This window comes from Companilactobacillus musae, from assembly GCF_003967595.1.
Taxonomy (GTDB): domain Bacteria; phylum Bacillota; class Bacilli; order Lactobacillales; family Lactobacillaceae; genus Companilactobacillus; species Companilactobacillus musae.
In genome coordinates this window covers 671,432-697,850 of sequence record NZ_BIFW01000001.1, presented here as the reverse complement: position 1 = coordinate 697,850, position 26,419 = coordinate 671,432, and the positions used below count along the sequence as shown (strand labels likewise).

Sequence of the window (26,419 nt, the reverse complement as noted above, 5' to 3'; positions counted from 1 at the left end):
ATTTATGAGTGATGGATATACAGTAGCAATTTTAGGTGCCACAGGTGCCGTTGGAACACGTTTAATTCAACAATTAGAGCAATCAACTATTCCAGTATCAAAGGTAAAGCTGTTAGCTTCTTATCGTTCAGCTGGTAAAAAATTAAAATTCAATGATCAAGATGTGATCGTTGAGGAAGCTAAGCCAGAATCATTTGAAGGAGTCGATTTAGTATTGGCTTCAGCTGGTGGAGCAGTTTCTAAAAAACTTTTACCTGAAGCAGTCAAACGTGGAGCTGTCTGTGTTGATAACACGAGTGCTTTTAGAATGGAAGAAGATGTTCCATTGGTAGTACCTGAGGTTAATGAAGCTGCACTTTATAATCATCATGGTATTATCGCAAATCCTAATTGTTCAACAATTCAAATGATGGTGGCACTTGAACCAATCCGTAAGGCATTTGGTTTGAAACAGATCATTGTTTCAACTTATCAAGCTGCCAGTGGTGCTGGTCAAAGTGCCTTGAATGAATTGTATTCAGAAGCACAGGATTATTTGGATGGTAAAGACATGAAAGCCGAGATTTTTCCAACGAAGGGCGATAAGGAGCATTATCCTTTAGCTTTCAACCTCTTACCACAAATTGATGTTTTGGAAGATAATCTTTATTCTCATGAAGAGTGGAAGATGATTCATGAAACTAAGAAGATTATGTTGGGTGATATGAATTCACCTGAAATCAAAGTGACAGCTACTTGTGTCAGAGTTCCTGTTCCAATTAGTCATGGTGAGTCCGTTTATATTGAAGTTGAAGATGAATCAGCAACTACTGAAAAAATTCAACAACTCATCAAAGAAGCTCCTGGAGCTGTTTTACAAGATGATCCAGCTCATCAAGTTTATCCTCAACCAATTAATGCAGTTGGTAGTCGAGATACATTTGTCGGTCGAATTCGTCCTGATCTTGAAAATAAAGGTGCTTTTAATATGTGGGTCGTTTCTGACAACTTGTTAAAGGGTGCCGCTTGGAATACAGTTCAGATTGCCGAAAGATTAGTTGCTGACGATTTAGTTCATGTTCAATAAAAAGAAATCTTATTAGATTTTTTCAATATGTATATTTGTAAAGGTCTTTGTTCTAGGCAATCATTTGTAGTCAGATAAGTATTTTGAATTTTTAATTAAAAGATGAGCAGCTTCTATTAAGAAATTTGGGTATATATCTCGAATGTTTTCTTAATAGAGGCTGTTTTTGTTTTTAATCAATAATTAAATTTGAAAAAGAATCAAAAATAGGTTATGGTCCATATTTTTTTTATTATTTCTGTTAAAATATTTAAAGACATTTAATTTCAGGTGAGAAAAAAATGAAGCGAATAATAAATATATTTAACGAAGGCGTTTTAGACCTGTTGGCCAATGCTGGAGTCGCGATACCGTATTTTTTCTGTTTGACATTATACAATCAAAATAAGAGCATCTTTGTTTATGCTCTACCATTTTTAATGCTGTATACCTTTAGGGCTTTGGGCATGTTATTGACGACTTTTATCACATTGCCGGCATCAACCATGTTAGCAATGTCAAGTTTGTTCGGCGTAATTGGTTCTCTTTGCATTTTGGGGGCCGCTAACCCAATTCTAGGTGTAATTGGTGGTGTTCTTTTAGGATTAGCTTCCAGTTGGATTTGGCCTTATTATTTAACTGTTAGATCCCGCGGAAAAATGGATAAAGAATTCAAGTTCAATCGAATGCACACTTTGTCTGTTTTTTTGACGTTAATAATACTAATTGCTGTGCAGTTAATTGCCACAAAGACTAAATTGCTTAGTTTATCGTTTATTCTATTGGCTTTCTTGTTCTTTGCCGCTATGGTCGGAGGGATGAACATAACGCATCGGTTGACTTTCTATCAGGGAATGGAAAAGAAACCTAGATTTAAAGTTAATTCCTTGTTTAGTCTGATAGTTCTAGCCAGTTTGGTTATGCTAGTTTTTATTATTCGTTATACGAGATTGAAGGCCGTCTCTAATACGTTTGATTTACTTATTAGTGTGGCGGCTATAATGTTGTTTTTATTTTTAGCTTATTATCAAATTGGAATTCATAAAAAAATTTTCCCAGTTAGTTTGGTAGCTATTAACCGTGGGGTAGTGATGAATTATGTCATGCTTTATGCGGTTTTTGATAGTACAATTCGCTTTGGATTTAATTCATTGATGTTGATTTATGCAATATACTTAATTGGATTTGAATTAGGACCAGTGTTATTGAAGAAACATCAGTCTTGGCGTTATCCATTATTATTGTTAGGACTGGTTTTGGCATTATTTAATTATACTTATTTCTTGGGATTGTTCCTTTGTGCGATATTTGTCGGTACAGATAATCGTATTTTGAATGATGCGTTATATACGCATCCTAATTTAGACGCGGAAAGAGCCTTTTTAATTAAATATCAACTATCATGTGTTGGTAATGTATCACAGCAATTAGTCTATATGACTACGATTTATTTTATAAGTTATTTTATGAAGATAAATGCTTTAGGGTTCTTTAATAGTAATGTTTCGTCAGGACCTAATGGCACGATTTTATATGGAGTTCATATTTTCATAACAGCAGTTGTCTTCTTATACGCTGCAGTAACTTTCTACTTTGCTCGTGAAAAAGAGTGATCAGGCGTTATAACGATAAAAAAGCCAGAATAATTATATTTTATCAGTTGATAAATAGAAAGCCATATCAGTTTTGATATGGCTTTTTTCTTTGTCAAAAATCATTTTTATATAACATAAATTGGATTATTTACAAATTAAAAAAGTGAATCAAAGTTTACTAATGTAGCTATTTATAGACACAAAATTAAAATGATATTTAAATAGGAATGATTCCAAATAGTTATTTAATTTTAAAAATAAAATAGTTATAATCAAGGTAAGGATAGAAATTAATTTGGAAGGGATCGTGATTATATGAATTCAGATAAAATCAAACTATATGGAACCTTAACCATAGGTTTTATTGCTGCCATTTTGGAATTTGTTTTTCATTTAACAGGATACGCCCAATTGATTATTAGTATTTTAGGATTGTTGTTAGCTTTGATTATGTTTATTGATATGATCAAGGTTTTGAAATCTGGAGATTTTGGAATAGATTTATTAGCAATAACAGCAATTGTTGCAACCATTGTACTTGGTCAATATTGGGCTGGTTGGATTGTTCTTTTGATGCTCACTGGTGGAGATACTTTGGAAGAATATGCTGCCAATAAAGCTAAAAGTGAATTAAAATCTTTACTCGACAATACACCGTCACAGGCACATCTGATCGACAAGGAAGACATTACTGATATTGATATCGATGAAGTTAAAGTTGGAGATGAATTGTTAATTCGTCCTAAAGAACAGGTTCCAGTCGATGGGGTGGTAATTGACGGACAATCTGAAGTTGATGAATCATCTTTAACAGGCGAATCAATGCCAGTTAATGTAAAAAAAGATATTCACGTTATGTCAGGATCAATTAATGGTGAAAATCCCTTTAGAATCAGAGCTGAAAAGATTGCGGCAGATTCAGAATATCAAGCAATCGTTAAACTGGTTAAGGAATCAGAGATGCATCCAGCTCATTTTGTACGATTAGCGGATAGATACGCTGTGCCTTTTACTTTGATTGCATACGTTATTGCTGGATTAGCTTGGTATATTTCCAAAGATCCAGTTAGAATAGCCCAAGTTTTAGTTGTCGCTTCACCTTGTCCTTTGATTTTGGCAGCACCGATTGCCTTTGTTTCTGGTATGAGCCGTACTAGTCGTAATGGGATTATTATCAAATCAGGGACAGCCTTAGAAAAGTTAAATTCGGCTAAAACGGTTGCCTTTGATAAAACAGGAACGATTACTAAAGGTAAATTGGTTGTTGATGAAGTTAGCATTGCTCCAGACTTTGATAAAAAACAAGTTTTGGGATATGCCGCCTCGATTGAACAAAACTCTAGTCATGTCATGGCTCAAGCAATTGTAGACTATGCGAGAACTCAGACGGTTCCCTTACAAGAAGCAACTGATTTAAAGGAAATAACAGCTGAAGGAATTGTTGGGACAATTGATGGTCATTTAATAAAAGTCGGGCAAGGGGAATTTGTGACTGATGAGAAAGTTCCTGAAGTAAAAGGATCAGGCGTCTATGTTTCTGTTGATGGCAAGTATGCCGGTGTTTATAGTTTATTAGATCAAATTCGTCCAGAGGCTAAAACGACAATTCAAAAATTAAAGGGTTTTGGTATTCCCAATATCTTAATGATTTCAGGTGACAAAAAAGAGGCAACCGAAATGGTTGCCTCTGAAGTAGGTATTACAAAAGCTTATCCACAAAGTCTACCAGCAGATAAGGTTAAAATTATTAATGGTTTAGATAAAAGTTATCATCCAACGATTATGGTTGGAGATGGGGTCAATGATGCTCCAGCACTTGCATTGGCAGATGTTGGTATTGCAATGGGGTATAAAGGTGCTAATGCTGCAAGTGAGTCAGCTGATGCTGTTATTTTGCAGGACGATCTCAGCAAGGTAAGTACAGTTGTTAAAATTGCTCACGATACAATGAAGGTTGCTAAAGAAGCCGTGTTGATTGGAATCTTCATTTGTATTGCATTGATGGTTATTGCTGCCTTTGGTCTAATTCCAACAATCATTGGTGCCATGTTGCAAGAGGTAGTTGATACAGTTGCAATTCTCTACGCTTTAAGAGCACGTAGTGATCGCCTATAGCCAACCGTAAGTATCTAAATTCATATCACGTTTAGGCAATTTCGAAACATAAGGATTGCCCTCTACAATAAAACGCATATTTTTTGAAGTCCAAGGTTCCTTATTTTTCACGCCAATTCTAGGTGTTGCTAAAATATTTTTAGGGATTTGGATTTTTTTTTCGGAAAAAATAAAATTACTTTCATTTAATTTTGTTCCGGAAAGTTCTTTATTTTTAATTCCAAAAGCAGCCATCCATTTAGCTGGTCCGTTAGTAGTTTCAAAACCAGTTTTACCACGGTTTTCTTCCATCTGGTCAATTCCTTCAAGTGGTTGTAGAGCCCTAATCAGGACACCATTTGGAGTACCGGCTTTTTGAATACTGATATCCATGTCTAACCAACTATGAATTGAATAAATATAAATTGTTCCACCAGCCTGATAAAGTGGGTCATTAGCCTTAGTGTGGCGTCCATTATAACTGTGAGCTGCCATGTCGATAGGTCCCAAGTAGGCTTCGGTTTCGACGATGAGACCACAGAAGGTTCCTTGTTCTGATTTGTACGTAAAAGTGTGTCCTAACATGTCCTTAGCTAAGTCCATTGTTTCAGCCGTTTCAAAGTATTTTTGCACGTTCAAAATTCATTATCCTCCTATTTTTCAAAAAAAATCAAAAAAGTTTAAAAAAAAGCTTGCCACCCATATATTATTATTGTATTATATTTCTTGTGCTTGAGAGAGCAATACATAAATAAATATTTATGACCCGTTGGTCAAGTGGTTAAGACACCGCCCTTTCACGGCGGTAACATGAGTTCAAATCTCGTACGGGTCATTTTGGAGGATTAGCTCAGCTGGGAGAGCATCTGCCTTACAAGCAGGAGGTCACAGGTTCGATCCCTGTATCCTCCATCAAAGACGAAGAACATCTAACTTAGGTTGGGTGTTTTTTTGTTGCTTCATTTTTAAAAATAAAAAAGTTTGGAATAATTTTTCCAAACCTTAGATGATTAAAATTAAATTTCCGATAACCCGGTAGAATAGATTTGGCTGTGAAAAATTGCGATACTTTTTCAGCAACGACATGGTAACCACAAAAACAACTATGACCAATGCAGTCCACATACTAATATAGTTTAGTAGGAAAAGTAATACGCTTAAAACCGAAATAGCAATTAACTCAATATAATCCAATTTACTACCTTCAAAGTAGTTAATTAGGACAGTTGCCAAATTTACTAATAGTAGAGGAACGACAAATGTAACTGAAATAAAATGCATATAGGTGAAGGCTAGAGCAATTGACATGAAACTCGGCACAACGAAGTTTTCAACTAATGAAGCAATATTTTTATAATTATCGGGTAAATAGCGAATCATATATAAAAATGCTAGTTGAGCAAAGACTAGAATCATGACGAAGAGATTCAATGAATGTAGAGATAGTAACATTAGAATTAAATAAATTACACTATATAGAATATGGAAGTATCTGTTAGGGTTCAATGTCAGAATGAATTCTTTATACAAAGCCACCATGGCTACCATAATAATTAAAAAACCATGAAGTGAATAGTTATTTAAATCATGTACGAAAATAAAAATAAATGGAAAGATGTGGTAGCTGATAAATTCCACTAAAGCTGCTAATAACTTTTTAGATTTTAACTTGTCCATGGGTTCTCCTTCTAATCATAAAATAATATTAATGTAGAAAAAGATTAACGTCAAACCGATTTTTTCATGAAAATGTAATTAGTTTGTGTTAACCTATTAAAAGGTTCCTGATGGGATCCTTTTTTTGTTTAAGGAGAGGCCCTGTAACCGAAAAGGTGGAAAAGATATGTCAAAAAATTATTTATTTACTTCTGAATCAGTTTCAGAAGGACATCCAGATAAAGTTGCTGATCAAATAAGTGATGCAATTCTCGATGCTATTTTAGCAAAGGATAAAGATGCACGTGTTGCCTGTGAGACAACTGTTACAACTGGTTTAGTGCTAGTTGTAGGTGAGATTTCAACTTCCGCATATGTTGATATTCAAAGTGTTGTTCGTAAAACAATCACAGATATTGGCTATGATGGTGCTAATCCTGGTTTTAACGGTAATAGTTGTGCCGTACTAGTTGCACTAGATGAACAATCTCCTGATATTGCCCAGGGTGTTGATGATGCACTTGAAGAACGTGGTAACAATGATAAAGATCCATTGGATCAAATCGGTGCTGGTGATCAAGGTTTTGTTTTTGGCTTCGCTACTAATGAAACTAAAGAGTTTATGCCTTTACCAATTTCTCTAGCTCATAAGCTAATGAGAAAGACAGCTGAAGTTAGAAAAAATGGAACAATTGATTATTTGATGCCTGACGCTAAGTCACAAGTAACAATTGAATATGATGAAAATGATCATCCTGTTCGTGTCGATACAATTGTTTTGAGTACTCAACATAAAGCTGAGGCTAGTTTGGAACAAGTTCAAAAAGATATCAAAAAGTATGTTATTGATGAAGTTGTTCCTACAGATATGATGGACGACAAGACAAAGATTTTAATTAATCCTACTGGTCGTTTCGTTATTGGTGGACCTGAAGGAGATTCAGGTCTTACAGGACGTAAAGTTATCGTTGATACATATGGTGGCTTTGCTCGTCATGGTGGTGGTGCCTTTTCTGGTAAGGATGCTACTAAAGTTGACCGTTCAGCAAGTTATGCTGCAAGATATATTGCTAAGAATCTTGTTGCTGCTGGCGTTGCTGAAAAGGTTGAAATTCAAATTGCTTACGCTATTGGTGTAGCAAAACCTGTATCAATTCATGTTGATACATTTGGTACCAGTGATCTTTCAGAAGAACAAATTGAAGAAGTTATTAACAAATTCTTTGATCTTCGTCCATTAGGTATCATTCAAATGCTTGATCTACAAAGACCAATTTATAAGAAGACGGCCGCATATGGTCACTTCGGACGTACAGATATCGATTTACCATGGGAAAAACTTGATAAAGTTGATGATATCAAGAGTTTCTTAAAAATTTAATCGGTGATTACAGAGGCGTTCTTAAAGTTTATCTTTAGGAAACGTCTCTTTTTTTATGGGAGGAATTATTTAATGGCACAAAAAAATCAATCAAATGTTGTGATCGTTACGATTGCTGTTTTTATCGCAACTTTTATGACGGCAATTGAGGGAACAATTGTTTCAACAGCGATGCCAACGATTATCGGTAGTTTACATGGAGTTAGTTTAATGAATTGGGTCTTTTCAATTTATTTATTAATGACTGCTGTTGCCACACCAATTTATGGAAAGTTATCAGATATAGTCGGCCGTAAACCAATTTTGTTGATTGGACTTGTTATTTTCGTAATTGGATCGACTTTATGTGCAATGTCTAATTCAATGTTGACATTAATTTTAGCTCGAGTGATTCAAGGAATTGGTTCAGGAGCGATTCAACCATTAACATTTACAATTATTGCTGATATCTACCCACTTGAAAAAAGAGCTCGAATATTAGGACTTAATGGTTCCGCTTGGGGAATTGCAGCAGTTATCGCACCACTATTAGGTGGTTTTATTGTTGAAAAGTTGAGTTGGCATTGGGCCTTTTTGATTAACTTACCAGTTGGATTATTAACGATGGGGTTAATTTGGTTCTACTTTAAGGAAGATAAAAAAGAACATGAGAAATTAAAAATAGATTATTTGGGAACAATTATGTTGATTTTGGTGTTGTTGCCGCTGATGTTAGCTCTACAAAATATTGGTAGTGGCAATATGATTTTGCCGTTAGGATTAGTATTAGTTTCAATTATTTCGGTCTTTGTATTTATTCATGTAGAGAAGCATGTTAGTGATCCAATTTTGCCATTGGAACTTTTCAAAAATAAGACTTTCGTTATTCAAAATATCCTAGCTTTGTTAGTCAGTGGTTTTTTGATAGGTTTTGAAGCTTATATCCCCACTTGGATGCAGGGAATTTTAGGTTTGAGTCCTTCAATGGGGGGTTTTGCTGTTACTCCAAGTTCAATTGTCTGGATTTTTGGATCTTTCTGGGCTGGAACGCTAATAAAAAAAATGGCACCCAATCGTGTCATTTACATCAGTTTATTTTTCCTAGCAATTGCTAATGGATTATTGTTGATGGCCAATGCTACCACGCCATTTTGGTACTTCTGTATGTTAGCTGGTATTGCGGGGTTAGGTTTTGGACTAACTATTACAACTACCACAGTAACAGCTCAAACAGTTGTTGAACCAGAAAATGTTGGTGTTGCTACTAGTTTTAATACCTTGTTAAGAACTATTGGTCAGTCAATGATGGTTTCAGTATATGGAATTGTTTTGAATATGGCTTTGGCTAAAGGGGCTGCTAGTGATAGTCGTATTACGGTTGATATGATGAACAAGTTGATTGATCCGCAAACAGCGAGTTCATTGCCAAATCAACTTTTACCCAAAATGCGACAAATTCTTTTTTCAGGATTGCACAATATTTACATTGCTTCTCTTGTACTATTAGTGTTGGGTTTAATTCTTAATGCCTTTGAGTTGAAGAATCGAAAGATCCTTGGCTCTGAATAATAGAGTGTTGAAAGTTAGGATTGTAGCTGCTAGAAGATATCCTCCTAGGACATCACTAGGATAGTGAACTCCTAAAAATATTCGACTATATCCAATCAAGAGGACTGTAAGAATACAGATAGCACTGATAAATATTTTGAGACTTAGTTTTTTGAAAATGTAGAGGCTAATAATCAAAATAGAAATATATAGTGCAAAGGAACTAGCAGAGTGGCCACTAGGAAAACTGTAGCCGCCAGCGTAAATATAATGCATGTGTTCAGGACGTTCTCTTTTGACAAAGATTTTGATCAAACTATTTAAACCAGCGATAACAACCTTATTTAAAACTAAGTAGATTGAAGCATAATAATATTTTTTTATTATTAATAATAGAAAAATTACTACCGTCATGGTAATGGTTTCATAGGTATCACCAATATTAGTGATTGATTGAAAAAGACTGATAGTGAAATTATTTTGATGATAAATTTGATTTATTAAAGTGGAATCGTAATTTTTAATTAGGGTTGTTTGTAAAACCACATTGATAGTCCAAAAAATGAACAAAATCAACAAAATCAACAAAAGTACATTTAAGATTGATATTTTTTCAGATATTTTCATAATTTTTGATCTCTCTATTGTTTAAGTTTTTGTTAAGAAATATAATAAAGTATAAAGATTTTGAGGGAGAGCAGATATTTATGGTTATTACACGTCATGAACGCAAAATCGAAGATAGCCGTTTGACTAGATTAAATAATAAAAAGAGTAAGAACGCAAACTTACGTAAGAATATGACAATTTTAGGGTCAAGTATGTTTGTTGGTGCTGCCGTGGCTGAAATTACTACAATTTCAGCTCCAACACCCGTTAAAGCTGAAGCATTATCTGTAGGCAATTTGATAAATCAAAATTCAGCTGTAACGACTACACCGGTTACTTCTTCAGGTGTTGGTGATGAACAATTTATTGATTATATTGGTAATTCTGCCCGTAAGCTAGCCTCAAATAATGATCTTTATGCATCCGTAATGATTGCTCAAGCCATGATTGAAAGTGGCTGGGGAACTAGTGGACTTGCCAGTGCGCCTAATTACAATCTCTTTGGTATCAAAGGAGATTATCAAGGTGAATCAGTTAATATGGGTACCCAAGAAGACGACGGAACAGGTAGTCTTTACTCAATTAACTCTAACTTCAGAAAATATCCTTCATATAAGGAATCTCTTGAAGATTATGTTTCATTACTTCGCGGTGGAACTTCTGGAAATTCACAGATGTATGCAGGAGCATGGAAGAGTAATACTACTTCTTACAAGGATGCTACTAAATATTTAACTGGTCGTTATGCTACCGATACGACATATGCGGATAAATTAAATAGCGTTATTGAGAAATATAATTTAACACAGTTTGATACTAATGCTACTGATAAGGATCAAACATATACTGTTGCTCAAGGGGATACTTTGCAGTCAATAGCTGATAAATTCAATATGACGACTGATACTTTAATGAGTTTGAATGATTTGAAGACAGATAATTATATTTATCCAGGTAAGGTTTTGACTGTTTTAAAGGTTATTGGAAATAGTTCTACATCAGCATCAATGACTAATATGTCAAACAATACAAGTGATACAGGTAGTGTTGGCGATGCTTATGGAACACAACAGGCACCGGTTATTGTTCAAGATGAACGTGATGGTGTGAAGAAGTATGTTCCTTCAGATGACACTGATTCAGATTCTTCAATCAACGTTCAAAATGATTACAGTTCAAATGATTCTAATAATTCTGGTAGTCAAAACAATAGTTCAGTGACTGTTCAAAATGGTGATACAATTGATTCTATTGCTTCACAAGCAGGAACAACTGTTGATAATATTCGACAATTAAATAACTTAAATTCAGATTTATTGGTTGTCGGACAAACATTAATGGTATAAGATATAACACAACGGAAGTAGTAGATTATGAAGATACTTTTCAGAAAGCGTATGGGGATGTGAATACGTAGATCTTTGTTTTCGAACTCGTCCACTTATAATAGTTGCTGAACCCAAGTAAGTGACTGCGCTTGATCCTCGTTAAGGATTTTGAGAGTCGTACTTATTTGAGTACGGAACTTAGGTGGTAACGCGATAACTCGTCCTATGATTATTTTAATAATCATAGGACTTTTTTTGTATAGGAGGAAAAATATGTACAATCACAACACCGTAGAAAAGAAATGGCAAAAGTATTGGAAGGAAAACGATACTTTTAAGACAACTAATGATCCTAAAAAGAAGAACTTTTATGCTTTGGATATGTTTCCATATCCATCAGGGCAAGGTCTTCATGTTGGACATCCAGAAGGATATACAGCAACTGATATTATTGCCAGAATGAAACGTGCTCAAGGATATAACGTTTTGCATCCAATGGGGTTTGATGCTTTTGGATTGCCTGCTGAACAATATGCTTTGAATACTGGTCATAATCCTGCTGAATTTACTGAAAAAAATATTCAAAACTTCAAGCGTCAAATTAATTCACTTGGTTTTTCATATGATTGGGATCGTGAAGTTCAAACAACTGATCCTAAGTTTTACAAGTGGACTCAATGGATCTTTGAACAAATGTACAAAAAGGGATTGGCTTACGAATCAGAAACATTAGTTAACTGGTCACCAGATTTGGGTACAGTTGTTGCTAATGAGGAAATCATTGATGGTAAGACTGAACGTGGTGGTTTCCCAGTTGTTAGAAAGCCAATGCGTCAATGGATGTTGAAGATTACAGCTTATGCTGACAGATTATTAGACGACTTGGATGATATTGATTGGCCTGAAAACATCAAAGAAATGCAAAGAAACTGGATCGGCCGTTCTGTCGGTGCACAAATTACCTTTACAGTCGCTGATTCTGATGACAAAATCAATGTCTTTACTACTAGACCAGATACAGTTTTCGGTGTTGAGTATATGACTTTGGCTCCTGAACATAAATTAGTTGATAAGATCACAACTCCTGAACAAAAAGCCGCTGTTGATGCTTATAAAGAAGAAGTTTCTCACAAATCTGATCTTGATAGAACTGATTTGAATGATGAGAAGACAGGTGTCTTCACTGGTGCTTATGCTATTAACCCAGTTAATGGTAAGAGAATTCCAATCTGGATCTCAGATTATGTATTAGTTACTTATGGTACAGGTGCAGTTATGGCTGTTCCAGCACACGATGACCGCGACTTTGCCTTTGCTACTAAGTTCCACTTGCCAATGACACAAGTTATTGAAGGAAATTTGGAAGATGGTGCTATTACAGGTGATGGTAAGCATATTAATTCTGATTTCTTGGATGGTTTGAATAAGGAAGATGCCATCAATCGTATGGTTGAATATCTTGAAGATAAAGGTATCGGTGAAAAGAAAGTTAATTACCGTCTTCGTGACTGGGTCTTCTCACGTCAAAGATATTGGGGTGAACCAATTCCTGTTATTCATTGGGAAGATGGTACTACTTCATTAGTTCCTGAAGATGAATTACCACTAGAATTACCTGCTGATCAAGATATCAAGCCATCAGGTACTGGTGAAAGTCCACTAGCTAACTTGACTGATTGGGTCAATGTCGTTGATAAAAATGGCCGTAAGGGTCGTCGTGAAACCAATACAATGCCACAATGGGCTGGTTCATCATGGTACTACTTGAGATATATTGATCCACATAATGATAAAGAATTGGCTGATTATGATTTGTTGAAGCAATGGTTACCAGTTGATCTTTATATTGGTGGTGCTGAGCATGCCGTACTTCACTTGTTGTATGCAAGATTCTGGCACAAGGTATTGTATGATTTAGGTGTTGTTCCAACTAAGGAACCTTTCCAAAAACTATTTAATCAGGGTATGATCCTTGGTAAAGGTCACGAAAAGATGTCTAAATCAAAAGGAAATGTTGTTAATCCCGATGATGTTGTTGATTCATATGGTGCTGACACGTTGAGAACTTATGAAATGTTCATGGGTCCTTTGGATGCTTCAATTGCGTGGTCAGAAAATGGTCTATCTGGTTCAGCTAAGTTCTTGGATCGTGTTTGGAACTTATTCATCAATGATGATGATTACAGTACTCTTAAAGATGGATTCTTAACAGAAGAAAATGATGGTAAACTTGATAAAGTTTATAATGAAACTGTTAAGAAGGTTACTGAAGATTATGATGCTTTACACTTTAACACCGCTATTTCTCAAATGATGGTCTTCGTCAATGAAGCTCACAAGGTTGATACAATGCCAAAGGTTTATGCTGAAGGTTTAGTTCAATTATTAGCTCCAATTGCGCCACACATGATGGAAGAATTATGGAGTAAGTTTGGACATACTGAATCAATTGCTTACGCTAAATGGCCTACCTTTGATAGGAGTAAATTGGTTTCAGATACAGTTGAAATCATTGTTCAAGTTAATGGTAAGTTGCGTGATAAGTTTGAAGTTGCTACAAATACAGCTAAAGATGAACTTGAAAAGATGGCTACTACTGATGAAAAGATTCAAAAATTCATTGGTGATAAGAAGATTGTTAAGGTTATCGTTATTCCTAATAAGATTGTTAATATTGTTGTTAAATAACAAAAAAGACTTCGGAATATTCCGAAGTCTTTTTTTATAAGCTGAACATGAGAATCATACTTATTGTCTAAGGTGATTATATTATATGAAGGAATTTCAATTCTGTGAATAATTGCGTAATACGAGTTTTGTAGGTGAATTCTTAAATGAATAATTCCCATATTCAACAAAAATATTTTATCATAAAATGATTATTAATTAACTTTACAATTTGTTAGTTTTGTAAAGAAAGCTGATTTTTTTAAAACTAATTTGCTTTTTAGTGAATTTAAGAGTAATTTAAAATTTTTAGGATAAGAACTTTGCTATAATTAAATGGATAGTTTTTAAGGTGGTGCAGGTTTTGGGCGTAAATAAAAGCCGTAATGAAGAAGAAGTAATGCCAGTGATGGATCCGGAAGTTTCTTCGCAAGATACCATGCTAAAAGGTTCAGCGTGGATGACTGCTGGTAGTATTTTTTCTCGTATTTTAGGTGCGATATATATTATCCCTTGGATGGCATGGATGGGATCATATTATCCCGCAGCTAATGCCTTGTTTGCTAAAGGTTATAACATTTATAGTTTGTTCTTGATTGTTTCGACTGCTGGTATTCCAGGAGCTATTTCGAAGCAAATTTCACATTATAATGCTTTAGATCAATACTCGACAGGTAATAAATTATTTAAACATGGTTTAAAAATAATGACCTTTATGGGAATTCTTTTTGGGGCCGTTATGTATTTTGGAGCACCAGTCCTTGCAACAATATTTACTGATGGTGATCCTAGAAGTATTCCTGTTATTCAATCATTATCAGTGGCTGTTTTGATCATTCCTATTTTGAGTATCTTGCGTGGATATTTACAAGGATATTCAGATATGGCACCTTCAGCTATTTCTCAATTCATTGAGCAGATAGCTCGAGTTATTTACCTGTTAGTAGCAACTTATATTATTATGGTTGTTAATAAGGGGAGTTATATCAATGCCGTTGTTCAATCAACTTTTGCTGCTTTTATTGGAGCAGGTGTTGCCATTGGTATTTTGGTTCTAGCTTTATTAAAGAAGTTACCTAAGTTGCGTCGATTGTCACGAAGCGGTAAACCAGTGGCTGATGTTAATGAAACTAACTTTACCAGAGAGATTTTTGAACAAGCGGTTCCTTTTATTATTCTTGATGCGGGAATAACTTTCTTTAATCTTTTTGATCAATCGACCTTTAATCAATTCATGCGTATGTTTGTTAATGCGACTGGGGCTCAACTGGATAATTATTATTCATTGTTTGGATTCCAAGCTAATAAATTAATTATGATCATTGTTTCTTTATCAACTGCGATGGCTGTTACAGCGGTTCCCATTTTGTCAGGTCTATATTCAAAAGGTAATAAAGAAAAAATCGAGAGCCAAATTTCTAATACTTTGGAATTATTCTTTTTCATTATGATTCCAGCTTCATTAGGGATGTATGCTGTGGCACAACCACTTTGGACGACCTTTTATCGTTATGATGCTTTAGGCGTTTTGATGTTGCAGTTCTCATCAATCATTTCGATTTTATTAGGATTGTTTACAGTCTTGTCAGCAGTACTGCAGGCGTTATATCGTAATAAATTAGCAATTAAGTATTTTGTTTATGGTTTTATTGTCAAAGTCGTTGCTCAATTACCAATGATTTGGCTTTTCCATGAATTTGGTCCTTTGGTAGCAACAAGTATCGGTATGGCAGTTGTTTGTTGGCTAATGATTCGAGAATTGCACAAAATATATCCTTTTAATACGGGACGTATTTCTCGTCGCATTAGTGGAATTATTTTATTTTCATTGATTATGTTTGCTTCAGTTATGTTCGTTGACTGGGTTGTCTTCCATTTTGTTGGCAATTCCGATCGAATTATCAGTGTCGTTGTCTTAGTCTTAGAAGCTGGGTTAGGTGGCGCAATTTATGGTTACTTAGTTTTAAAGACATCATTAGCGGACAAGATATTAGGTACAAGAGTTGAACGAATCAGAAGAATTTTTAATATTAGATAAGATGAAAGACGTGAGTGATCATGTCTTTTTTTATTTGGTGTAAATTTAAAAGAGTAGTATCTATAAGAATTTAATATTTTTCTCCTATAGATGCTACTCTTAAATGGTTTATTTTTGATAACTGTATTTAGACATAAATTTAGGTAGTTTTTCAATAATAGTTGATGGAAGTACTACATAATGCTTTTCGTTTAATTTATCACCAATGGTACTGTGGATTAATAAGGCAGCTTGGATAGTAGCTAAAGAGTAACCAAATTGACCGATGAATCCAGCAATAATGCCTGTTAGAGTGTCGCCCATACCACCAGTTGCCATACCAGCATTACCAGCATTCATTTGGAAGGCTAAGTCTTGATAATAGATTTCTGAGTGGTGTTTTTTCAAAATCAAAACAGCATCAGGATTTAAATCTTGAATACTATTGAAATTATTTAATTCAGTTTGTTCAGGAATAGGTAAATGCGATAGTCTTTGCCATTCTCCTTGATGAGGTGTCATGATAACATGAGCAGTAGTTTGAATAGGAATTTTATCTTCAGCGATTATTGTTAAGGCTGAAGCATCAAGAATAACCGTTTGGTCAGTTTTAGTATTACTTAGGACGGCCTTTACAAGACCCTTAGCGATTGTTGACGTTCCAAGTCCAGGTCCAATTGCGATAACAGAATTATTGAGGATAGCAGTTAAAACTGCTTTTTTGTCGTGATAATCAATGGTCATGGCTTCGGGAATTTTAGTATTGATGGTGCTAAACTTTTCAGGAGTAGTGGCTACTGTAACTAGACCAGCGCCACTGTGAATAGCGGCACTGCTGCATAAGAGCGCTGCTCCACCGAACTGTGTTGAACCAGCAATGATTAGAATTTTGCCGTAGTTTCCTTTGTATGATTCAGGATTTCGAGGAGTTATTACTTGGTTTAAAATGCTTTTATCAATTTTTTCCATTACAAGGTCCTCCAATTGTAGTATCATTTTCATTGTAATCTAATTCCAAGGTTATTTGTATCTATTTGCCGTTGTGGCGGAACTGGCAGACGCGCAGCGTTCAGGTCGCTGTTCGAGTTTCTCGAGTGCGGGTTCGAATCCCGCCAACGGCAGTATAAAAAAGGTAAAATCGTTGAGTTAAAGCGATTTTACCTTTTTTTATTAAAATATTAATTCTGAAAGAGCTTTGGTCAAAGTTTTAGGATTCATTACTAGTCCATCATTTTCCAGAATATTTTTAACTTGTTGTTCGATGTTTTTCTCTCTTAATTTTTTGAGATATTGAAATCCTTCAATTGTTAATCCATTTAGTTTAATGAGAGTAACGTATTTTAAAGGGCTAATGATACCAGAAACCAATCCGTCATTAATCATACTGATGGTTGAATTTTGCATATCATCGATTAAGAATTGATTTGGATTATCGCTGGCAATATAATCTTTTACGATTTGGTAGCTTTGGGAAGCGTCCAATAATTCTTGGAAATCTTTAGGATTTTTTTCGGAGATAATTTCTAAAATCATTTTATAGATGTCAAAACTAGTCATATTTTCACGGCCTTTCAATATAGATTATACCTGTTTATTATTTAAGCGAATAATTGTCGTTTCGTATAGTTTAAATTGCTTAAAAATTTGCAAAAAACACTTGGAAACCCCCATAATTAAAGGTAGAAATCATTTTAGGAGATTGGGAATATGATAAAAGAATTCAAAGATTTTATTAGCCGCGGCAATGTAATGGATTTGGCCGTTGGTGTCATTATGGGTGCTGCTTTTACAGCTATTGTTCAATCATTAGTAAGTAATCTGATCAATCCGTTGATTGGTTTGTTTTTAGGAAAGATTGATCTAGGTAGCTTGGTATTTAAAGTAGGGGATGCCACTTTCAAATATGGGACTTTTATTGAGTCGATTATTAATTTCTTGATTATCGCTATTGTGGTCTTTTTGTTAGTTAAAGTTATGAATAAGATCATTAAGAAACGTGATAGTGAAGAAACAGAAGATGAGGAGCCAACTAAAGAAGATGAAATGGTTATGTATTTAAAGAAAATCTCTGACTCTTTAGATGAAAAGGATTCTGAAAAATAAAAAAGATTCAAAAAACGTAATTAAAACTGCCGTCAACAGTTTTAATTACGTTTTTTAATAAATGCGTTCAAAAACCTCACAAAGGACGGGAATGTCTTCATTAAATGTTTTACCAGCTTCAGCATATTCTTTTTTGAAAAAGTCTTCATGAACTTGACGCCAGTATTCTAAGGTACGGTCACCTTCACCTTCGTGGTAGGCATGTTCAGCACTAACTTGTTTGAAGGGGATCACTTCGGTAACAAGTGTTTTAGTAATGCAGACCGGTTCTTGGTCGCCGTCTAAAATGATATTGTAGTCACCGATTTGAGGCATGTATTCAGTAGGCTCATAAAGTTCATATGATGATGAGGTGGCTGTTTTAATGCCATCATAAACCAATTCGGCTAGTTTTTGTGGTTCGCCACCGAAGATAGTAATGTCACCTAAAGGGTAGTAGAGTGAATTTTTATCTCTCAGGAAATTAAACCAATAGTCTTGAATTTTTTCTTTATCCATCAAAAAAACCTCCGTGTATTCTTAATAAAGATAACATACGGAGGTTTAATTTTATAGTGAATCTGTGGCATTCCAAGTCCAAACACTGATATATTTACCTGGAGATGATCCAGTCTCATTAGATCTGAAATTTAATTTGAGATATTTAGTAATATTTGAAGTTAAATTAGTTGTTCGTTCCCATTTGCCATCCCAATCAGAATCGGACATACCAACTATTAAATCGTGGTCATTAACAAATTCATTTTTCCAGAAAATATCGTGTGACAATGATTCACTTGTGTTTATTTTTCTAAGCTTTGGCTTTTTTTCGTCCTCACCGTCTTCAAGTCCATCGCCATCGTCACCTTCGTCTTCGCCATCATCCCCATCGTCGTTGTCATCGTCAAGTTCTTTGTAGAACGAATCAACGGAAAGGGTGACTTCCAGTGGCGGTGCATTCGCGTCACGATAATCTTCAACAAGCAGATCTCCATGAACTACTGGTTTTTTAGGTGCCATTGAGGCTTTGGAAACTGAAGTTTGACCGAAGTCGATTGTTTCAGGGGCAAATAATTGATAACTTCCACCTTTGTGTTGGTAGTAGAAGGTATCCGTATCGGTATTATTTTTTGGATCGGTAATTTTAAATTCTATTTTATGTTTTTCAAAATCATTATGTGCTGAAATATCTAAATTTTCAATTTTCCAAGGCATTGAAGTACCAGGTTTTTTGTTTTGGATATTTTGTTGCAATATTTTTTCTTCACCATCATCAATCTTATAAGTAATTGATTTGATAGTTTTACTGTCTTTATCTGACCAAACTCCACTAATGTTTAGGTGATGATACATAGGTGAGTTAGGGCTGTCTTCAGAAGAGCCAGGAGTAATGATATCTATTTGAGGCTTATTTTCAGGATTTTTGATACGTTTGATAACAAGAGTTTGAACCTGAGAAAGATTTCCTTCACCATCTTGCATCCAGAATCTTAAAGTATGTTTGGAATTATTTAATCCATGAAGAGAAATTTGTCTTTTCCAATCGTGTACTTTTCCATCGACAGCTTCATTGGCTGTTTGAGTATAACTATCCAAAACGGCTGCATAATCAATGTCAAGATTTTCATCGTCAATGGTGAAAAAGATTTTTTCAAATGTACTATCAAAGTCATACCATAAACCGCTTAAATCTAAAGTATCATTTTTTGCGGGGATCAAAAATGGGTCATCTTTGGTTCCCATCTGGTCCAATCCAAGAACAGGGTTGAATCTTAGTCCCATGACATCGAGTTTTGAAGAAAATTCTAATTCAACACTTTGTTTTGGTGCGAGCATCTGCGATTTTGTACGCATAGTCAAACCAGAATCCCAGTAAGATGTTCCTTCATCGGTAGATAATCGAGCACCAGCTGGTAAATTTTTTCCTTTATCCCCGCGATCGTCTCTATCGTAGAAGGCATTGAAAAGCCCACGAGAGACATAAGGAGAACGATATTCCTTTTTCTTGTTATCGTAAAATTTGTCTTTGTCAGGATATTTACCGATTTTCCAAGGATAATATCTTTCACTAGCGATTTGTACCCCTGGAAGATATAGCAAATTAGTTTTTGAAAAACCCTTAGTAGCTAAGTACGATCTACCAATTGATCTACCAGCCCAACCATCGGGACCATTCGCAGAATTAACATAGAAACTAGTTCTAACTTCGTTATTTTGTGATTGTAAATACATACCACGTTCATTTCCTAAGGAACGCATAGGCATATAATTACCAATTTTTTTACCGTTAATGGCTTCAATTTCTTTTCCGTCTTTGTTTATAGAAATATCATGTGAAGAAAAACCAATAAAATCTGCCATTCCAACAGCACTAACATTTTGGTATGAAATTTTAGTGATAGTTTTTCCAGTAGAGTCGAATTTATGATTGATCGTAATTTGTAATTTGTGGATATCACGACCTTTTTTGGCAACAAGAAAATCTTGTTGTTTATAGACTAACTTTTGTTCTTCATAGCCAGTTTCGGGGTCAATACGATAGTATAGTTTTGGCATTTCAGACATGGCATAGCTACTACCATATCTATCAGGACCTGAAGTACCAGGTCGGGCTTTTTTATCAGTCTTTTTTACATAATTAAATAAATTATTTGATGTAAAAGAATTAGGAGAACCATAAGGTTTATCTTGTTCCTCACCAATCCAAGTCGTTGGAGTAGTATCAAAGCTTTGAGCATCTCCGTAATGTGAAGTATAAAGGTGATTTCCTTCACCGTGGGGACCACTTTCAATGGTTGAACCCTCTGGAGAATAAAGAACTGCCGAATTAGGAGCAGTTAAACTGTCTAAACGTGATTTAGGTTTTTTGCTAGTACCGCCTTTTCCAGAATAGGCTTCAGCAATGGTAGTTCTTCTTTCGGCATAATTAAAATCTCCGAAATAGAGATAGGGAACTGTTTTTCCACCATCGGTATGATCAAGAATTGGTCCTTGACTAAGTCTTAGTTTATCTGAGCGACGCCAACTGGCATCTTCAGCGTTTCCAAAACTTTCTATGTAATCATCTTTCGGTTGATTAAAATCATAATCGAATAATAATTCTTCTTTTGAATTAAGGACTGATAATTTGAATGGCTTTTTGTTATCAATGGTTAACAAGAAGTCGATTTTTTTAGGATCATCGAGTGTTAATTTGAATTCGTTTTTATCCTCATTAACTGAAATATTTTTTTCGCCGATTTCCTCGGCTAATTTGGCTTGATTAATTACGTTTTTTTCAGAAGTACTTAAGATCATAGTTTTATCAGAATCTAATACGTAACTAATATTAACGCCGGTATCATTTTTATATTCGTAAATTTCTGTTATATCCGCATCGTCTGCTTGTTCCGCAAAAACTGTGGTAGTTTTTAGGCAAAGAAATAACATGCATGTCATCAATGACATGTATAGTATGGTTATGCTTTTCCTTCTCATGTGGAATCCTCCCTCAATAAACGATTTCGTAATCTTATCATGAGAAATATTGACGACTGATTCAAAAACAGGAAAGCGGTTTTTTGTGAAATGGACCGCAAAATATTAAAAATAAAATCAAAAATATTAAGTTAATCCTAATATAGAACTTATTAAAATAACCTAAATTAAATAATTTATACAAAGGGTTTTAACGCAAAAACAGCATTTATTAAGAGATCCGGAGATGTGTTAATATATCTCGAATGCTTCTTAATAAATGCTGTTTTTTTTCATAAGTAGCTATACAGTATTTTCTAATGATGTTTAATAGGTAATTCAACGACAAATTCACTGCCGTGAGGAAGATTATCACGTACAAAGATATTGCCATGATGAACATTGACGATTTGTTGAGCAATTGCCAAACCTAGTCCATGTCCGCCACTATTGGTATTACGTGATTTATCAACTCGATAAAATCGCCCAAAGATTTTTCTTTTGTCGCTATCAGCCACGCCAACACCAGTGTCAGAAACAATAAATTGATATTTAGATCCTTCAACTTGATCGTAAATTTTGATAGTACCATTCTTAGGTGTGTATTTAGTAGCGTTGTCTAAGAGGATTATTAGTAATTGTTTGATCTTGTCGCGGTCTAAGTTAAGGGTTGGATTGTCATTAAGGTTGATCTGAAAGACCTTTGATTGAGAATTGATGATGTCTTTAAAAGGGACAATGGGATCTTTTAAGAAAAACTCTGGTTTAGTTAATTCAAATTTTAGATTAGTAGTAGCCGAATCTGAACGGGCCAAAACTAATAGGTTATTGGTTAAGGAATTTAGCCGATTGACTTCATCTAACGAAACTGAAATAGCCTCGGCTTCATCAATAATCTTTTTATTTGGTTTTGTAAGCATGTACTCGAGTTTTCCTTGAATGATTGTTAAAGGGGTCCTTAATTCATGGGCTGCGTCGTTAACAAATTCAGTTTGTTGTTGCCAGGATTTAATGATCGGCAACATATTTATACGTGCTAAGAAATAAGAAATAACTAAGGCGATAACCCAAAAAAGGAAGAAAGTAATAATTAGAATTCGTTCAAAATTTTCGATGGCTTGGATTTGAGTATCAATATTTTGCATGATTAAAACATAATTTCCAGCATACATCGGATTATTATTTTTCTTTGAGACTTTTATTAGTATTGAACGGAAGTTCATATTATTAACAACTAAAGTTTGTTTCAAATTAACATTATTTTTATTTAAATTTATGTTTTTTAAAACGGAATAACGATTTCCAAGACTACTCTTGTTCAATAACTTTCCCTTTTTGTTGAAAACTAAAATTGAAGCTTGAAAGGGAGCTTTGGGATTGGGTTTATTGACGTTGTTATTGAAGTGATTATTAGGGTCGTGAGGGTCAGGTTCTACTTGTTTCTTCATATTGGGTTGTTTTTGGATTGAAACGACCTGATTTCGAATATCTTTATCAATACTTTTGTAAGTTGAAGACTGAAAGAGATTGAAAATGATCAGGCCTAAAGTAAGGAATAAGACTGCAAATGCGGCCATAATTGATAGAAATAGTTTAAATTGTTGGCGGCGAGTAATTTTACTTTGTTTAGATTTCAGTTTCATCTTGGAAAATATACCCAACATTTCTGATGGTTTTAATTAGACCATCGTTCTCGGAAGGACGAAGTTTTTTACGTAGATTGCTCATATATACTTCGACTACAGTAATAGAGGTATCAGAATCAAACCCCCAGATTCTTTCAAAAATCTGATCTTTCGTTAAAATGGTATTTTTGTTTTGTAATAAATAAACCAGTAAATCATACTCCTTACCATTTAATGAAATTTGTTTGCCGCCGGCTTTAATTTCATGGTTATTTAAGTTTACTTCAAGGTTTCTAATTTTGAGAATTGAATCGTCAGCTAAAGAGCCGCCACGTTTTAGCAGAGCCTTGACACGGGCTAATAGTTCTTCACGATGAAATGGCTTGGTTAGATAGTCATCAGCCCCTAAATTGAAGCCGTGAATTTTATCATCAATTTCGGCTTTAGCGGTCAAAATCAAAACGGGGGTGTTGATTTTATCGGCACGGATGTTTTTTAAAACATCATAACCATTCATTTCAGGTAACATAATATCCAAAATAATTAGATCATAAACATCTTCTGTAGCAGCAAATTTTCCGCTAAGACCATCATTTTCGATATCCACTTCAGAAAAATCGTGTAAGAATGTTGCAATATTGTTGGCTAGATTTTCATCATCCTCAACTACTAAAATTCTAATATTATTTGACATTGCAATCTCCTTTTTTAAATTCTATTCATAATTATAAAACATAAATTTCAATTTAAGCTTAATTTAAGCTAGTTTGTCTAATCTTGTCCTTGTTGTTAAGAAAGGAATTTGAACAGATGAAAAATAATTTACATTTAAAATCGATTCTATTTTCGATTTTAGTTTATTCAATCATTTGTTTTTTTATAAATATAGCTATTTAAGGATAGGAGAAGATAAATGATGGAATCAAAAGAACCAAGTCGTGTTCAAAAGAATGAAAAGTTTAACTTTTTCAATAAATTAAGAACTATTAAATATGATTATTGGCTGATTGCCATTTTAATTTTGGCGGCATTCTTGTACGCCTGGAATATTTGGGAAGCAGGAGAGGCCAACAACTTTTATACAGCTGCGATTGTCAGTATGACCAAGAGTTTTAAGAATTTTTGGTACGCTAGTTTTGATCCAGCTGGATTTATTACGGTTGATAAACCACCGGTTGCATTATGGTTTATGACTATCAGTGCCAAGATTTTTGGTGTTCATGGATGGAGTGTTGTCCTACCATCAATTTTATTTGGAATTGGGTCGGTTTATCTAATTTATAATCTCGTTTCAAAACGCTTTGGCAGGATTCCTGCCCGAATTTCTGCATTAATTATGACATTAACTCCAATTGTAGTTGCTGACTCAAGAACTAATAATATGGATGCAACCTTAGTTTTCTTCCTATTATTATCGGTTTGGTTTGTTCAGAAGGCAGTTTTGAAGAAACAGCAACGATATCTCTGGATTGGATTCGCTTTGATAGGTTTTTCGTTCAATATCAAAATGTTACAAGCATTTATGATTTTGCCAGCTTTATATCTTTATTACTGGTTAGCTGCAGAAACAAATTGGAAAAAGAAATTGGCACATTTGTCAATTGCAACGGTTTTTCTAGCTGTTTTCACTTTACTTTGGCCCTTATCAGTTGATATGACTAACTCATCAAAAAGACCATATGAAGGTGGTTCAGAAACTAATTCAGCATTGGAATTAGCCTTTGGGTACAATGGTACGCAACGTTTGCTTGGTCAGACAACTGGTACTGGTGGAGCTTTCCCTGGTATGGGTAGTTCTTCAAAAAAAGGTAGTAAATCAATGACACCACCATCTGGTAGTAAATCTAAAAAACCAAGTGGTACGAAATCATCAAGCAATGCACCAACACCTCCAAGTGGCGCAAAGAAAAAATCTACAAGTAGTAATCCACCAGCTAAGCCATCTGGTTCTAAAACTAATGCTCCAAAAATGAGTAAGGGTGGTCAACCTGGCGGAAATAATAAAGGTACTGGTGGCGGAGGTGGTGGAGCCTTCAATATTGGTACAGCTGGACCATTTAGATTACTTCAAAAAGAATTAGGACCTCAAATCAGTTGGTTAATGTTATTAGCAGTTTTTGGAATTATTTCCAGTTATGCTTATTTCAGAGGTTCTAAGATGAAGAAATGGTACAATCTCAATCCACAAAGAAAAGAACTTTGGCTTTGGGTTGGTTGGCTAGTCCCAGTTGCAGGATTCTTTTCAGTAGCCAGTTTCTTCCATCCGTATTACACGATTATGTTGGCTCCAGCAATGGCAGTTTTAGCAGGTATCGGAGTTTATACGATGATCAAACAGTGGCGTGAAAAGTCACTTTGGGCGATGCTTTTGCCAATAGCAATTTTATCAACCAGCATTTTACAAGCATGGTATTTAACAGACTATTATCCAACTTTAGCATGGGTCTTACTGATAGCTGGAATTGTAATTTCCATTCCATTATTTGCATTACCTTGGATTGCAATTAAGTTGAAGAATAAACGAATTTGGCCAGTTGCAGCGATGATTATTGTCATGTTAGCTCCAACTTGGTGGTCATTAACACCAACCTTAGCTGGATCAAGTGATGGTATTCCTAGTGCTGGTCCGTCATTACTATCGTCTATGGGCGGTGGTGGCGGCATGGGTAATTCCCAGGTCGATTCAACACTATTGAATTATGTTGAAAAACATCAGGGTAAGGCTGAATATCTATTTGCCACTGATGATTCAAGTACTGCAGCACCTTATATTATTGCCACTGGTAAAGCAGTTATGGCAATGGGTGGATTCAATGGTACCGATAAAGCTATTACTTTGGCACAATTTAAAAAATTGATTAAAGAAGGTAAGCTTAAATATTACTACTCAGGTGGTAAGACTGGCGGTTCTAATAGTCAGATTGTTAGTTGGATCAAGAAACATGCTAAGAAAGTAAGTTTATCTAATAGCAGTACGCAAACTAATAATTCAAGTGCAGTAACGGTTTCATCCAAAACAAAATCTACAACAGCTCCAAATGGCGCTGGACAAACTCCTGGTAATGCTCCAACTTCTTCAACAGGATCAACTCCACCAGCCAAACCATCTGGTTCAAACTCTAATGCACCAAGCGGTAATGGTCCTTCTGGAAATCAACCAAATGGCAATGGAACTAAACCAACAGGTAAGAAGAAGTTAACTAAAGCACAATTAAAGAAAATGAAGAAAAATAAATCTAATAGTCCTTCAATGGGCAAAGGCGGTATGGGTGGTCCCGGTCAATCTGGAACGCTTTATGATTTATCAAGTATCTATAAGTAATAATGAAAGGAATCC

The 26,419-nt window shown here is 34.8% G+C and carries 19 protein-coding genes, 3 tRNA genes, 1 riboswitch and 1 other annotated feature; of the genes, 13 read left to right on the top strand and 9 right to left on the bottom strand.

Features of this window, described 5'->3' with window-relative positions; translation table 11 throughout:
- Positions 1 to 4: 4 nt before the first annotated feature.
- The 3 genes from LAB100_RS03420 (at position 5) to LAB100_RS03410 (ending at position 4,755) form a co-directional block, all read left to right on the top strand.
- Entirely contained in the window at positions 5 to 1,066 is a 1,062-nt protein-coding gene (locus LAB100_RS03420) for an aspartate-semialdehyde dehydrogenase (protein WP_119325929.1), read from the top strand.
- Between the two features lie 281 nt (positions 1,067 to 1,347).
- Positions 1,348 to 2,658, top strand: coding sequence for a hypothetical protein (locus tag LAB100_RS03415; RefSeq protein WP_126322022.1), 1,311 nt, complete (start codon positions 1,348 to 1,350; stop codon positions 2,656 to 2,658).
- Positions 2,659 to 2,955: 297 nt separating this feature from the next.
- A complete protein-coding gene (locus tag LAB100_RS03410) occupies positions 2,956 to 4,755 on the top strand; it encodes a heavy metal translocating P-type ATPase (RefSeq protein ID WP_119325931.1) in 1,800 nt (599 codons plus the stop codon).
- Here the strand turns inward: LAB100_RS03410 and LAB100_RS03405 are convergent.
- Positions 4,750 to 5,367, bottom strand: coding sequence for a DNA-3-methyladenine glycosylase (locus LAB100_RS03405; protein ID WP_246001233.1), 618 nt, complete (start codon positions 5,365 to 5,367; stop codon positions 4,750 to 4,752). The two genes, LAB100_RS03410 and LAB100_RS03405, sit on opposite strands and share 6 nt — an antisense overlap.
- Before the next feature lie 130 nt (positions 5,368 to 5,497).
- Here LAB100_RS03405 and LAB100_RS03400 point away from each other — a divergent pair.
- Positions 5,498 to 5,569, top strand: a tRNA-Glu gene (locus LAB100_RS03400).
- Positions 5,570 to 5,573: 4 nt separating this feature from the next.
- Positions 5,574 to 5,646 (top strand) — tRNA-Val (locus LAB100_RS03395).
- Between the two features lie 90 nt (positions 5,647 to 5,736).
- Here the strand turns inward: LAB100_RS03395 and LAB100_RS03390 are convergent.
- Positions 5,737 to 6,411, bottom strand: coding sequence for a hypothetical protein (locus LAB100_RS03390; protein WP_119325933.1), 675 nt, complete (start codon positions 6,409 to 6,411; stop codon positions 5,737 to 5,739).
- Between the two features lie 91 nt (positions 6,412 to 6,502).
- A riboswitch (SMK box riboswitch) is annotated at positions 6,503 to 6,580 on the top strand.
- On the opposite strand from LAB100_RS03390, the gene metK reads away from it, so the two are divergent.
- Positions 6,578 to 7,771 (top strand): methionine adenosyltransferase, encoded by a 1,194-nt coding sequence (gene metK, locus LAB100_RS03385; protein ID WP_119325934.1) that lies wholly within the window; start codon positions 6,578 to 6,580, stop codon positions 7,769 to 7,771. Its footprint overlaps the riboswitch before it by 3 nt.
- 72 nt (positions 7,772 to 7,843) lie before the next feature.
- Positions 7,844 to 9,319: an MDR family MFS transporter gene (locus LAB100_RS03380; RefSeq protein ID WP_119325935.1), complete on the top strand. Its 1,476-nt coding sequence runs from the start codon at positions 7,844 to 7,846 to the stop codon at positions 9,317 to 9,319.
- On the opposite strand, the gene LAB100_RS03375 is transcribed toward LAB100_RS03380, so the two are convergent.
- Positions 9,266 to 9,925 carry a phosphatase PAP2 family protein gene (locus LAB100_RS03375; RefSeq protein WP_119325936.1) on the bottom strand — a complete coding sequence of 220 codons (660 nt, stop codon included), beginning with the start codon at positions 9,923 to 9,925 and terminating at the stop codon, positions 9,266 to 9,268. The two genes, LAB100_RS03380 and LAB100_RS03375, sit on opposite strands and share 54 nt — an antisense overlap.
- A gap of 80 nt (positions 9,926 to 10,005) precedes the next feature.
- Between LAB100_RS03375 and LAB100_RS11755 the strand changes: the two genes are divergently transcribed.
- The 3 genes from LAB100_RS11755 to LAB100_RS03360 all read left to right on the top strand — a co-directional run bounded on the left by LAB100_RS11755 (position 10,006) and on the right by LAB100_RS03360 (position 15,940).
- Entirely contained in the window at positions 10,006 to 11,253 is a 1,248-nt protein-coding gene (locus LAB100_RS11755; RefSeq protein ID WP_119325937.1) for a glucosaminidase domain-containing protein, read from the top strand.
- Positions 11,252 to 11,464, top strand: a binding site (T-box leader). (Overlaps the previous gene by 2 nt.)
- A 44-nt stretch (positions 11,465 to 11,508) precedes the next feature.
- A complete protein-coding gene (gene leuS, locus LAB100_RS03365; protein ID WP_119325938.1) occupies positions 11,509 to 13,923 on the top strand; it encodes a leucine--tRNA ligase in 2,415 nt (804 codons plus the stop codon).
- Positions 13,924 to 14,302: 379 nt separating this feature from the next.
- Positions 14,303 to 15,940 carry a putative polysaccharide biosynthesis protein gene (locus LAB100_RS03360; protein WP_119326372.1) on the top strand — a complete coding sequence of 546 codons (1,638 nt, stop codon included), beginning with the start codon at positions 14,303 to 14,305 and terminating at the stop codon, positions 15,938 to 15,940.
- A gap of 108 nt (positions 15,941 to 16,048) precedes the next feature.
- Here LAB100_RS03360 and LAB100_RS03355 read toward each other — a convergent pair whose 3' ends face one another.
- Positions 16,049 to 16,888 carry an NAD(P)H-hydrate dehydratase gene (locus LAB100_RS03355; RefSeq protein WP_119325939.1) on the bottom strand — a complete coding sequence of 280 codons (840 nt, stop codon included), beginning with the start codon at positions 16,886 to 16,888 and terminating at the stop codon, positions 16,049 to 16,051.
- 67 nt (positions 16,889 to 16,955) lie between these two features.
- On the opposite strand from LAB100_RS03355, the gene LAB100_RS03350 reads away from it, so the two are divergent.
- A tRNA-Leu gene (locus LAB100_RS03350) sits at positions 16,956 to 17,040 on the top strand.
- Between the two features lie 49 nt (positions 17,041 to 17,089).
- Here the strand turns inward: LAB100_RS03350 and LAB100_RS03345 are convergent.
- A complete protein-coding gene (locus LAB100_RS03345) occupies positions 17,090 to 17,476 on the bottom strand; it encodes a hypothetical protein (protein WP_119325940.1) in 387 nt (128 codons plus the stop codon).
- A 150-nt stretch (positions 17,477 to 17,626) separates the two neighbouring features.
- Here LAB100_RS03345 and mscL point away from each other — a divergent pair, with 150 nt between their 5' ends.
- Positions 17,627 to 18,022, top strand: a complete 396-nt coding sequence (mscL, locus tag LAB100_RS03340; RefSeq protein ID WP_119325941.1) for a large-conductance mechanosensitive channel protein MscL — start codon at positions 17,627 to 17,629, stop codon at positions 18,020 to 18,022.
- A 54-nt stretch (positions 18,023 to 18,076) separates the two neighbouring features.
- Here the strand turns inward: mscL and LAB100_RS03335 are convergent, their stop codons facing one another.
- From LAB100_RS03335 to LAB100_RS03320, 4 genes are all read right to left on the bottom strand, one after another.
- Positions 18,077 to 18,520 carry an ASCH domain-containing protein gene (locus LAB100_RS03335; protein WP_119325942.1) on the bottom strand — a complete coding sequence of 148 codons (444 nt, stop codon included), beginning with the start codon at positions 18,518 to 18,520 and terminating at the stop codon, positions 18,077 to 18,079.
- Between the two features lie 51 nt (positions 18,521 to 18,571).
- Positions 18,572 to 21,478: a hypothetical protein gene (locus LAB100_RS03330; RefSeq protein WP_126322020.1), complete on the bottom strand. Its 2,907-nt coding sequence runs from the start codon at positions 21,476 to 21,478 to the stop codon at positions 18,572 to 18,574.
- 296 nt (positions 21,479 to 21,774) lie between these two features.
- On the bottom strand, positions 21,775 to 23,100 hold the full coding sequence (locus tag LAB100_RS03325; RefSeq protein ID WP_162894173.1) for a sensor histidine kinase: 1,326 nt from the start codon (positions 23,098 to 23,100) through the stop codon (positions 21,775 to 21,777).
- Positions 23,084 to 23,776, bottom strand: a complete 693-nt coding sequence (locus LAB100_RS03320; RefSeq protein WP_119325945.1) for a response regulator transcription factor — start codon at positions 23,774 to 23,776, stop codon at positions 23,084 to 23,086. The genes LAB100_RS03325 and LAB100_RS03320 overlap by 17 nt, the downstream gene beginning before the upstream one ends.
- A 222-nt stretch (positions 23,777 to 23,998) precedes the next feature.
- Between LAB100_RS03320 and LAB100_RS03315 the strand changes: the two genes are divergently transcribed.
- Positions 23,999 to 26,404, top strand: coding sequence for an ArnT family glycosyltransferase (locus LAB100_RS03315; RefSeq protein WP_119325946.1), 2,406 nt, complete (start codon positions 23,999 to 24,001; stop codon positions 26,402 to 26,404).
- Positions 26,405 to 26,419: the final 15 nt, after the last annotated feature.

Excerpts from the sequence above, each read along its gene's own strand:
- LAB100_RS03420 (WP_119325929.1), top strand. The coding sequence starts at position 5 with ATGAGTGATGGATATACAGTAGCAATTTTAGGTGCCACAGGTGCCGTT.
- LAB100_RS03415 (WP_126322022.1), top strand. The coding sequence starts at position 1,348 with ATGAAGCGAATAATAAATATATTTAACGAAGGCGTTTTAGACCTGTTG.
- LAB100_RS03410 (WP_119325931.1), top strand. The coding sequence starts at position 2,956 with ATGAATTCAGATAAAATCAAACTATATGGAACCTTAACCATAGGTTTT.
- LAB100_RS03390 (WP_119325933.1), bottom strand. The coding sequence starts at position 6,411 with ATGGACAAGTTAAAATCTAAAAAGTTATTAGCAGCTTTAGTGGAATTT.
- metK (WP_119325934.1), top strand. The coding sequence starts at position 6,578 with ATGTCAAAAAATTATTTATTTACTTCTGAATCAGTTTCAGAAGGACAT.
- LAB100_RS03380 (WP_119325935.1), top strand. The coding sequence starts at position 7,844 with ATGGCACAAAAAAATCAATCAAATGTTGTGATCGTTACGATTGCTGTT.
- LAB100_RS03375 (WP_119325936.1), bottom strand. The coding sequence starts at position 9,925 with ATGAAAATATCTGAAAAAATATCAATCTTAAATGTACTTTTGTTGATT.
- LAB100_RS11755 (WP_119325937.1), top strand. The coding sequence starts at position 10,006 with ATGGTTATTACACGTCATGAACGCAAAATCGAAGATAGCCGTTTGACT.
- leuS (WP_119325938.1), top strand. The coding sequence starts at position 11,509 with ATGTACAATCACAACACCGTAGAAAAGAAATGGCAAAAGTATTGGAAG.
- LAB100_RS03360 (WP_119326372.1), top strand. The coding sequence starts at position 14,303 with ATGCCAGTGATGGATCCGGAAGTTTCTTCGCAAGATACCATGCTAAAA.
- LAB100_RS03355 (WP_119325939.1), bottom strand. The coding sequence starts at position 16,888 with ATGGAAAAAATTGATAAAAGCATTTTAAACCAAGTAATAACTCCTCGA.
- LAB100_RS03345 (WP_119325940.1), bottom strand. The coding sequence starts at position 17,476 with ATGACTAGTTTTGACATCTATAAAATGATTTTAGAAATTATCTCCGAA.
- mscL (WP_119325941.1), top strand. The coding sequence starts at position 17,627 with ATGATAAAAGAATTCAAAGATTTTATTAGCCGCGGCAATGTAATGGAT.
- LAB100_RS03335 (WP_119325942.1), bottom strand. The coding sequence starts at position 18,520 with ATGGATAAAGAAAAAATTCAAGACTATTGGTTTAATTTCCTGAGAGAT.
- LAB100_RS03330 (WP_126322020.1), bottom strand. The coding sequence starts at position 21,478 with ATGAGAAGGAAAAGCATAACCATACTATACATGTCATTGATGACATGC.
- LAB100_RS03325 (WP_162894173.1), bottom strand. The coding sequence starts at position 23,100 with ATGAAACTGAAATCTAAACAAAGTAAAATTACTCGCCGCCAACAATTT.
- LAB100_RS03320 (WP_119325945.1), bottom strand. The coding sequence starts at position 23,776 with ATGTCAAATAATATTAGAATTTTAGTAGTTGAGGATGATGAAAATCTA.
- LAB100_RS03315 (WP_119325946.1), top strand. The coding sequence starts at position 23,999 with ATGGAATCAAAAGAACCAAGTCGTGTTCAAAAGAATGAAAAGTTTAAC.